The 8,773-nt window shown below is 72.6% G+C and carries 7 protein-coding genes and 1 other RNA gene; 1 reads left to right on the top strand and 7 read right to left on the bottom strand.

Annotated features, from left to right (window positions below):
• The 4 genes from rsmH to denD form a co-directional block, all read right to left on the bottom strand.
• Positions 1-555: 16S rRNA (cytosine(1402)-N(4))-methyltransferase RsmH (gene rsmH / locus AC2H6A_RS15510; RefSeq protein WP_484274569.1), on the bottom strand; the 555-nt coding region annotated here is incomplete at its 3' end.
• Positions 555-1,004 carry a division/cell wall cluster transcriptional repressor MraZ gene (gene mraZ / locus AC2H6A_RS15505; protein WP_484274567.1) on the bottom strand — a complete coding sequence of 150 codons (450 nt, stop codon included), beginning with the start codon at positions 1,002-1,004 and terminating at the stop codon, positions 555-557. The genes rsmH and mraZ, both read right to left, overlap by 1 nt.
• A 433-nt stretch (positions 1,005-1,437) precedes the next feature.
• Positions 1,438-1,823: RNase P RNA component class A (rnpB, locus tag AC2H6A_RS15500), an RNA gene on the bottom strand.
• 33 nt (positions 1,824-1,856) lie between these two features.
• The gene (gene denD, locus AC2H6A_RS15495; RefSeq protein ID WP_484274566.1) at positions 1,857-2,840 is read right to left on the bottom strand and encodes a D-erythronate dehydrogenase; all 984 of its coding nucleotides are present in this window, start codon (positions 2,838-2,840) and stop codon (positions 1,857-1,859) included.
• Positions 2,841-3,054: 214 nt separating this feature from the next.
• Between denD and AC2H6A_RS15490 the strand changes: the two genes are divergently transcribed.
• Complete coding sequence (locus AC2H6A_RS15490; RefSeq protein WP_484274565.1) at positions 3,055-5,391, top strand: alpha/beta hydrolase fold domain-containing protein; 2,337 nt, start codon at positions 3,055-3,057, stop codon at positions 5,389-5,391.
• Here AC2H6A_RS15490 and AC2H6A_RS15485 read toward each other — a convergent pair.
• The 3 genes from AC2H6A_RS15485 to AC2H6A_RS15475 are packed head-to-tail and all read right to left on the bottom strand — an operon-like array spanning position 5,325 to position 8,670.
• Positions 5,325-6,260, bottom strand: a complete 936-nt coding sequence (locus AC2H6A_RS15485) for a DUF3025 domain-containing protein (protein WP_484274564.1) — start codon at positions 6,258-6,260, stop codon at positions 5,325-5,327. The genes AC2H6A_RS15490 and AC2H6A_RS15485 overlap by 67 nt on opposite strands.
• A gap of 50 nt (positions 6,261-6,310) precedes the next feature.
• Positions 6,311-7,381 carry a dihydroorotase gene (pyrC, locus tag AC2H6A_RS15480; protein WP_484274563.1) on the bottom strand — a complete coding sequence of 357 codons (1,071 nt, stop codon included), beginning with the start codon at positions 7,379-7,381 and terminating at the stop codon, positions 6,311-6,313.
• Positions 7,378-8,670: a glycerate kinase type-2 family protein gene (locus tag AC2H6A_RS15475; RefSeq protein WP_484274570.1), complete on the bottom strand. Its 1,293-nt coding sequence runs from the start codon at positions 8,668-8,670 to the stop codon at positions 7,378-7,380. Before AC2H6A_RS15475 ends, pyrC begins: the two co-directional genes overlap by 4 nt.
• Between the last annotated feature and the right edge of the window lie 103 nt (positions 8,671-8,773).

Below are 8,773 nucleotides of genomic sequence, written 5' to 3'. Positions count from 1 at the left end.
AAACGCGGCATCGCCAGCCTGCCGGCGGCGAGCAGCAATCGCCTTTGCAATGGGAACAGCAAACCGTTCTTCCCCATAGTCTTTCACCACCTCCGCGATCTGCGATTCAGGGGCCGTCAGCAGCCATTGCCGGGCCGACAGGCCCGTGGTCGGGTCCATGCGCATGTCCAGCGGCCCGTCTTCACGGAAGCTGAACCCGCGCGCCGGGTCATCGAGCTGAGGCGAGGACACGCCCAGGTCGAGCAGCACGCCATCGACCCGGGCATGGCCGCGGGCCGCCGCCAGATCGGCCATCTCGGCGAAGCGGCCGTGATCGATCGAAAAGCGGGGATCCGCGGACTCGTCGGCGAAGCGGCGGCCCGCCGCAACCGCCTGGGGGTCGCGATCGATGGCCACCAGCCGGCCCTGTTCGCCGAGCCGGGCGAGGATGGCGGCGCTGTGTCCGCCGCGGCCATAGGTGCCGTCGATGTAGATGCCGTCGGCGCGGATCGAGAGCGCCTCGACCGCGGCGTCGAGCAGGACCGGAACATGCCCCGGCTTGGCAGCATCCGGCATCACCCCTGCTCGCCCTGGAAGGAAAAGTTCGCCAGCGCCTCGGGCAGGCCGCCCTCGATCGCCTTGTTCTCCTGGTCCTCGAGGACCTTCGGATCCCAGATCTCGAAGTAGTGCTGAAGACCGACCAGCATGACCTTCTGCTCGGTCTTCAGGCCGGCGGCCTCGCGCAGTTCGGGCGCCACCAGGATGCGCCCGGCGGAGTCCATCTCGATGTCGCTGGCGCTGCCCAGGAAGATGCGCTGCCAGGCACGCGCCGAGAAGGGCCAGGCGGCGATCTCCTGGCGCTTGCGCTCCCAGGTGGCGCGCGGCAGCAGCATCAGACAGCCGTCGGGGTGACGGGTGAGGGTCAGCCGACCTTCGTGGAGCACCTGCAGGATGTCACGCTGACGCGCGGGCACGGTGAGCCGGCCCTTCGAATCGAGCGTCAACGCGAAGCGTCCCTGGAGCATGGCCACTGGCGTGGGCTTCCGCCGTCATGGCACGGCGACCCACAACTCACCACAAAAAAACACGATCCCCCACTGTAGAGACGAAACCGGCACGGGTCAAGCCGAGACACCTGTTTTTCCAGTCAGGACAATGACTTAACCCGGCCGCCGGGACCGACGGACAGGCGCCTGCGGCGGGTGGCAGGCCCGGACTGCGGGGCGACATCGGGCGCCCGGTCCGGCCTGGCGGGGGGGCGTGGTGGGTCGCCGGCCAGCGACGGCAACCATTCATCGGTTCAAACCGGCCGGCGGTCCGCGAAGGGCCGGCGCGCGGCGAACCGCGGCGAACCGCAGCGAACGCGGGCGGTGCCGGGCCGGTGGGGCCGGGTGGGAGGGCCGCTGCCGCGCCGCACCGACCCCGGCGGCGGGGATCGGCGGGCATGGCCGGGAAGGGGGGCGGAGCGGGGCTGTAGGCCGGATTCTGTGCGCCGGTTGCCCGGCGTGACGATCATTCCTCTGGGCGGCCGGTTGCCCGACCGCTCTGGCCACCTACCCGCACGCTCGGGCGGACCACCCTGCCCGGCGCAAGCCGGATCGCGTGCCTATTCGGTGTTGCTCCGGGTGGGGTTTGGCGTGCCGGCGATGTCGCCATCGCCGCGGTGAGCTCTTACCTCGCCATTTCACCCTTGCCGGCCCCGAGGGGCTTGGGCGGTATCTTTCTGTTCCACTTTCCGTCGCCTTGGGCCTTTCGGCTTGCTGCGCCTGGCCGTTAGCCAGCACCCTGTCCTGTGGAGTCCGGACCTTCCTCCGGGTTGCCCCGGCGATCGCCCGCCCCACTCCGCCCGCCGATTGTACGCGGGCGCCGCGGCGCGCTCAGCGACGCATCACCACCGCGGCAGGGTTGTCCTCGACATAGGCGCGCACGATCGCCATGACATCGGCATCGGCGGTGAAGCCCATCTCGCGCGCCCGCCGGGTCTCGAAGCGGGCCGCCCAGGTCTTCACCAGCGCGATCACTGCCGGATCGGGCCGGCGCTCCACCAGCGCCACCGCGGCATCGCCGCCGATCTCGCGCAGCGCGGCCAGGGCATCGTGCATGGACGCGACCAGGCCGGGCAGGTTGAGGACCCGGTTCCAGCCCCAGGCCGACTCGGGCAGTTCGAGGGCGCGCAGGAACATGCCGACCACCGCGCGCGGCGAGGCCATCCACATCTCGGTGGCAAGGTCCACCGGCAGCAGGCAGGGCTGCCCGGCGAGGGGCTCGCGGATGATGCCCGAGGCAAAGCCAGAGGCCGCCCCGTTGGGCTTGCCCGGGCGGACCACCACGGTGGGCACGCGCACCGCGCGGCCGTCGATGAATCCCTTGCGGGTGTAGTCCTGCACCAGCAGTTCGCCGATCAGCTTCTGCACGCCGTAGGAGCCCTGCGGCGTGGGCGTGGTGGCATCGGTGACCACCGAGGGCAGATCGCCACCGAACACCGCGATGGAGCTCGAGAACAGCACCCGCGGCCGATGGCCGAGCGCGCGGCAGGCCTGCAGCAGGTTGCGGGTGCCGTCGAGGTTCACCCGCATGCCGAGGTCGAAGTCGGCCTCGGCGGTGCCGCTGACCACCGCGGCCAGGTGGACGACGACGGCGGTGCCGGCATCGACCAGCGCGGCCACCGCCGACGGATCGGCGATGCTGCCGGCGATGTTGCGCACCCGCGGGTCGGTGATCGCGCCCTCGGTCTGGTCGAAGCACACGATGCGCTCGATGGCCTGCGGGCCGCGGCCGGCATCGAGCGTGCCGCGATCGAGCAGGGCGCGCAGCAGCTGCTGCCCGAGAAAGCCGGCGCCGCCGGTGATCAGGATGTTCATGGCTGTGGGTCCCGTTGCATGAGTCATGGCCTGCGGCAGACGCGCCGGTCGGCCGCGCAGCCGGACGATAACCCGATCGGGGCGTGCTTGGACGGGCGCGTTTCAGCAGGCAAGATACCGCCATGACCGCCCTGCTCCCTGCCCGCCCCGGCCATTCGCGCTCCCGGACCATGCCCTTCGCCGGTTTCGGCCCGCGACCGAACGGCGCCACGCCATGAGGCGCGCAAGCTGGCGTGCCCGGATCGCCGCCCGGCTGGTGCGCCTGCGGGTGCGTCCGGCGCTCGCCGACATGCGCGACATCGCGCGGGTGCGACGCGCCTTCGGCCATCCCCTGCCGGCGCCCGGCGGAGTCCGGTTCACACCGGCCAGTGTCGGCGGCGTGGCGGGCGAGTGGGTGGAGCCCGCCCATGGCGACGCGCCCCACACCCTGCTCTACCTGCACGGCGGCGGCTTCGTGGGCTGCAGCCCGCGCACCCATCGTCCGCTCACCGCCGCGCTGGCCCGCCAGGGGTTCCGGGTGTTCGCGGCCGACTACCGGCTGGCGCCGGAGCATCCCTTCCCGGCCGCCCCCGAGGACGCGCTTGCGGCCTGGCGCGGGCTGCGGGCCGCGCACCGCGGCGGGCGGCTGTTGGTTGCGGGCGACAGCGCGGGGGGCAACCTCGCCCTGGGTCTGATGCTCGCCCTGAAGCAGGCCGACGAGGCGCTGCCCGACGCCGCCGCGCTCTTCTCCCCGGCCACCGACCTCACCGGTGCGAGCGCGTCGCTGGTGCTCAACGCCGAGCGCGATGCGATGTTTCCTGCGGGCGAACTCGAGCACCTCGTGGCCGCGTATCTGCAGGGGGCCGATCCGGCACAGCCGCTGGCCTCACCGCTGCTCGGCGAACTCGCCGGCCTGCCGCCGATCCTGCTGCATGTGGGTGCCGACGAGGCGCTGCGCGACGATGCGCTGCGGCTGGCGGCCAGGGCCCGGGCCGCGGGTGTCACGGTGAGCCTCGAGGTCTTTCCCGATGTGCCGCATGTCTGGCAGCTGCTGCACCTGCTGCCCGAGGCGCGCCGATCGGTGACGCAGGCCGCGGGCTTCCTGCGCGAGGCCTGCACGCAGACGGGCGACGAGCAGCTCGATGTGCTGATCGTCGGTGCCGGGCTCTCGGGAGTGGGCGCTGCCGTGCACCTGCGCCGCGAGCTGCCGGCGATGAGCTTCGCCCTGCTCGAGTCGCGCCCGACGGTCGGCGGCACCTGGGACCTGTTCCGCTATCCCGGCGTGCGCTCCGACTCCGACATGTACACCCTGGGCTACCGATTCAAGCCCTGGCGCGCAGCCGAGGCAATTGCCGGCGGGTCGGCGATCCGCGACTACATCGCCGAAACCGCCGACGAGAACGGCATCCGGCCCTTCATCCGCCACGGCCACCAGGTGATCGCCGCCGACTGGCGCGCCGCCGAGGGCCGCTGGCATGTGCAGGTACGCCGCGCCGATGAGGCCGAGCCGCGCACCGTGCGGGCGCGCTTCGTGTTCTTCTGCGGCGGCTACTACGCCTATGACCAGGGCCACCGCCCGCACTGGCCAGGCGAGGAGCGCTTCGCCGGACGCATGGTGCATCCGCAGTTCTGGCCCGACGACCTCGACTGCACCGGCCGGCAGGTGGTGGTGATCGGCAGCGGCGCCACCGCGGTCACGCTGGTGCCCGAACTCGCGCGCACCGCGTCGCGGGTCACGCTGCTGCAGCGCTCGCCGAGCTACCTGTTCTCGCGCCCATCGGTGGACGGCATTGCCGAGGCGCTCAAGCGCTGGCTGCCCGCAACCTGGGCCTACCGCCTGGTGCGGCTGAAGAACATCGCGATGCAGCAGTACTTCTACCGCGTCGCCCGCCGTCATCCGCAGGCCGCGAAGCGGCGTCTCATCGCCATGGTCCGGGCCCTGCTGCCGGCCGGCTACGACACCGAGCGCCACTTCACGCCGCGCTACCACCCCTGGGATCAGCGGGTGTGCCTGGTGCCCGATGCCGACCTCTTCGAGGCCATCCGGCACGATCGTGCCGAGGTGGTGACCGACACCATCGAAAGCTTCACCGAGCACGGCATCCGCCTGACCGGCGGCCGCGAACTGCCGGCCGAGGTGGTGGTCACCGCCACCGGCCTGGAGCTCTCGGTGCTCGGCGGCATGCGCCTGAGCCTGGATGGCGTGCCGGTGGAGCCCGCCTCGCTGATGGTCTACAAGGGCATGATGTACGGCGGCATCCCCAACCTCACCACCACCTTCGGCTACACCAACGCGAGCTGGACGCTGAAGGCCGACCTGACCGCGGAGTACGCCTGCCGGCTGCTGCGCCACCTGCAGGCACAGGGCCAGTCGGTGTTCATGCCGCGCCCCGATCCCTCGGTGAAGCCGGCGCCCTTCCTCGACTTCAGCTCGGGGTATGTGCAGCGGGCGCTTGCGCGGCTGCCGCATCAGGGCGATCGCAAGCCCTGGCGGCTGAACCAGAACTACACGCTCGACCTGCTCGCGCTGCGCTTCGGCCGGCTCGACGACGGGGTGATGGCGTTCCGCTGAGGCAGGGGCCGGAACACCGCGGCATCGTCGTAGAAGACGGGGTCCTGGTTGGCCGGCCACCAGCCCGGCACGCCGAGCACCGGCAGCGGCCGGAAACGGCCTGACGCGAGCGCGCCCGCCGACAGGGCGGCGGCCAGCCGGGCATCGAGGGCCGCGAGCCGGTCCGGGGCAAGCGGCGCATCCAGGGAAGGGACGGCTCGGGGGTTCGCGGGCGGGACGGCCGGCACCTCCGGGCCCGACGGGGCACCCGGTGCGTCGATCGCCTCGGCGCTCATCGCCCCCACCTCGAGCAGCCAGGCATGGCCGCACACCGCCTTGTAGGGCGCGCGCAGCTTGTCGAGCAGGGCATGGCCGAGAATCAGCGGCGGCGCGGACAGCCAGCGCGCGCGCCCTGAGACGAAGAGCGCCGGCCAGTCGTGACGCGACCAGGCGTCGCACCAGGCGCCGGGCGGCATCGTCACCAGCACGCCGTTCTCGTCAAAGAGCGTGGCTGCGTCACGCAGACCGCCGCGCCGTCCGCCCACGCCGTGGCGCGCGATCTCGTCGGCCTGCAAGGCATTCAGGGCCGCCTTGGTGCGCGGCCATGCGAGCCAGACCAGGGCGTTGAAGAGGTCGTGCCAGCCGCCCTCGCCCGCCCGGGTGTGCACCAGGCCGTCGCGGTGGATACGGGCCTCGTAGGCCATGCCCTCGGCCGGCGCCTCGGCCGTGAAGCGCACCGGCAGGCCCCGCGCGTTGCGCAGGTCGGCCTGCGCCGCGCGGCGATTGAGCGCGTTCAGGCAGTCGGCCCAGTGGCCATCCCGGGCGAGCGGCGCGAGTTCGGCGAGCGCCGACGCATACGGCCCATACCAGGGCGCGCTCAGCTCGATCATGCCGGGCTCGATGCGGCGGTCCGGCGACGCAGACGGCCCACGCGCCAGGCTCAGTCGCTCAGCCGCCAGCCGATCGATTCCCCACCGGCCAGCGGCACGATGGCATCGGCGCCGAAGGGCAGGCTCTCCGGGATGGTCCAGGTCTCGCGCCGCAGCGTGATGGTCCGCTCATTCACCGGCAGCCCGTAGAACGCCGGCCCGTTGAGGCTGGCGAAGGCCTCCAGCCGGTCGAGCGCGCCGGCGGCCTCGAAGGCGCTGGCATACAGCTCGAGCGCGTGCGGCGCGGTGTAGCAGCCGGCGCAGCCGCAGGCATGCTCCTTGAGGTGACGGGCGTGAGGTGCGCTGTCGGTGCCCAGGAAGAAACGCGGATGACCGCCAGTGGCCGCCGCCATGAGCGCCTGGCGATGCTGTTCGCGCTTGAGCACCGGCAGGCAGTACCAGTGCGGCCGCACCCCGCCGATGAACAGCGCGTTGCGGTTGTAGAGCAGGTGATGGGCGGTGATGGTGGCCGCGGTCAGCTCGTCGGCCTGCGCCACATACTGCGCGGCCTCGCGGGTGGTGATGTGCTCGAACACCACCTTCAGGCCGGGGAAGTCGCGGCGCATCGGCAGCAGCACGCGGTCGATGAACACCCGCTCGCGGTCGAAGAGGTCGATGTCGGCATCGGTCACCTCGCCATGCACCAGCAGCGGCAGACCGCAGCGCTGCATCGCCTCGAGCGCGCCGCGCACCCGGGCGATGTCGGTCACCCCGGCATCGGCATTCGTGGTGGCGCCCGCCGGGTAGAGCTTGACCCCCTTCACCAGGCCCTCGGCGTGCGCCTGCACGATGTCGGCGACGGGCGTGTTGTCGGTGAGATAGAGGGTCATCAGCGGCTGGAACTCGGCCGCGGCCAGCGCGTCGATCTCGCCGGCGGCACGGGCCTGCGCCAGCGCCTGCAGGATGCGGCCGTGATACGCCCGCGCCGCGGCCGGCGTGGTCACCGGCGGCTTGAGGTTGGGCATCACGATGGCGCGGGCGAACTGCCGCGCGCTGGCGGCAACCACCGCGCGCAGGGCATCGCCGTCGCGCAGATGCAGATGCCAGTCGTCGGGGCGGCGCAGGGTGAGGGTGCTGGTCATGGCAGGAGCACGATGGCCCGGAAGTCGTTGACATTGGTGCGCGTGGGACCGGTGATCACCAGGTCGCCCAGCGCCGAGAAGAAGCCGTGTCCGTCGTTGTCGTCGAGCCGGCGGCGGGCATCGAGGCCGAGCGCGGCCGCGCGGGTCAGGGTGTCGGGTGCAAGCAGCGCACCGGCATTGTCCTCGACCCCGTCGATGCCATCGGTGTCGGCGGCCAGCGCCCAGGCCCCGGGCACGCCCTGCAGCTCGCGGGCGAGCGCCAGCAGGAACTCGGTGCAGCGGCCGCCGCGCCCCGTGCCGCGGACCGTGACCGTGCACTCCCCGCCGGAGAGCAGCGCCACCGGCCGCGCGAAGGGCGAATCATGGGCGGCGATCTCGCGGGCGATCGCGCCCATCACCTGGGCCACATCGCGGGCCTCGCCGGTGATGGTGTCGCCCAGCACCACCGGGCGGATGCCGGCCGCCTCGAACACCCGCGCCGCCGCGAGCAGCGAGCCGCGGGCAGTGGCCACCAGCCGATGACTCACCCGCGCGAATACCGGTTCGCCGGGCTTGGGGGTTTCGGGGATCTCGCCGGCCAGACCACGCTGCAGGTGCGCGGCCACCGCGGGGGGCGCGGTCACCTCCCAGCGCCGCAGCACATCGAGCGCATCGGCATAGCGGCTGGGATCGGGCGCGCACGGCCCCGAGGCGATCGCCGAGAGATCGTCGCCGGCCACATCGGACACCACCAGCGCCAGCACCTGCGCCGCGGTGAGCTGCGCGAGCCGCCCACCCTGGATGCGCGACAGGTGCTTGCGCACGATGTTCATCTCCTGGATGGGCGCGCCGCTGGCCAGCAGCGCGCCGGTGACCTGGCGCAGCTCGGTCATGGGCACGCCCTCGGCCGGCAGGCTGAGCAGGCTCGAACCACCGCCCGAAACCAGCGCCACCAGCAGGTCCTGCGGCCCGAGCGAGGCGGCGAGCGCCGCGATCTGCTCGGCAGCCTGCTCGCCGGCGGCATCGGGCATGGGATGGCCGGCCTCGCGCACGGTGATGCGCCGGCAGGGCAGCCCGTGGGCATAGCGGGTGACCACCAGACCGGACAGCGGCGCATCCTCGGGCCAGTGCCGCTCGAGGGCCAGCGCCATGGATGCGGCGGCCTTGCCCGCGCCCACGGCCACGGTGCGGCCGCCGGCGGCGGTGCGGGCGGCGATCTCTGCCGGCGAGGGCAGGTGCGCGGCCAGCATCCGCAGTGGATCGGCTGCGGCCACCGCGGCGTGGAAGGCCTCCTGCAGCAGCGCGCGCATGGGTACGGCCACGGTCAGTCGGCGTACACGCCCGCCTTGCGGATGATCGGGCCCCAGCGTGCGACTTCGGCCGCCAGATGCCTGCCCAGCGCCTCGGGGGTGG

It is taken from the genome of Quisquiliibacterium sp., from assembly GCF_982640115.1.
The sequence above is the reverse complement of the archived record's forward strand: the minus strand, read 5'-3'. Positions and strand labels throughout refer to the sequence as shown.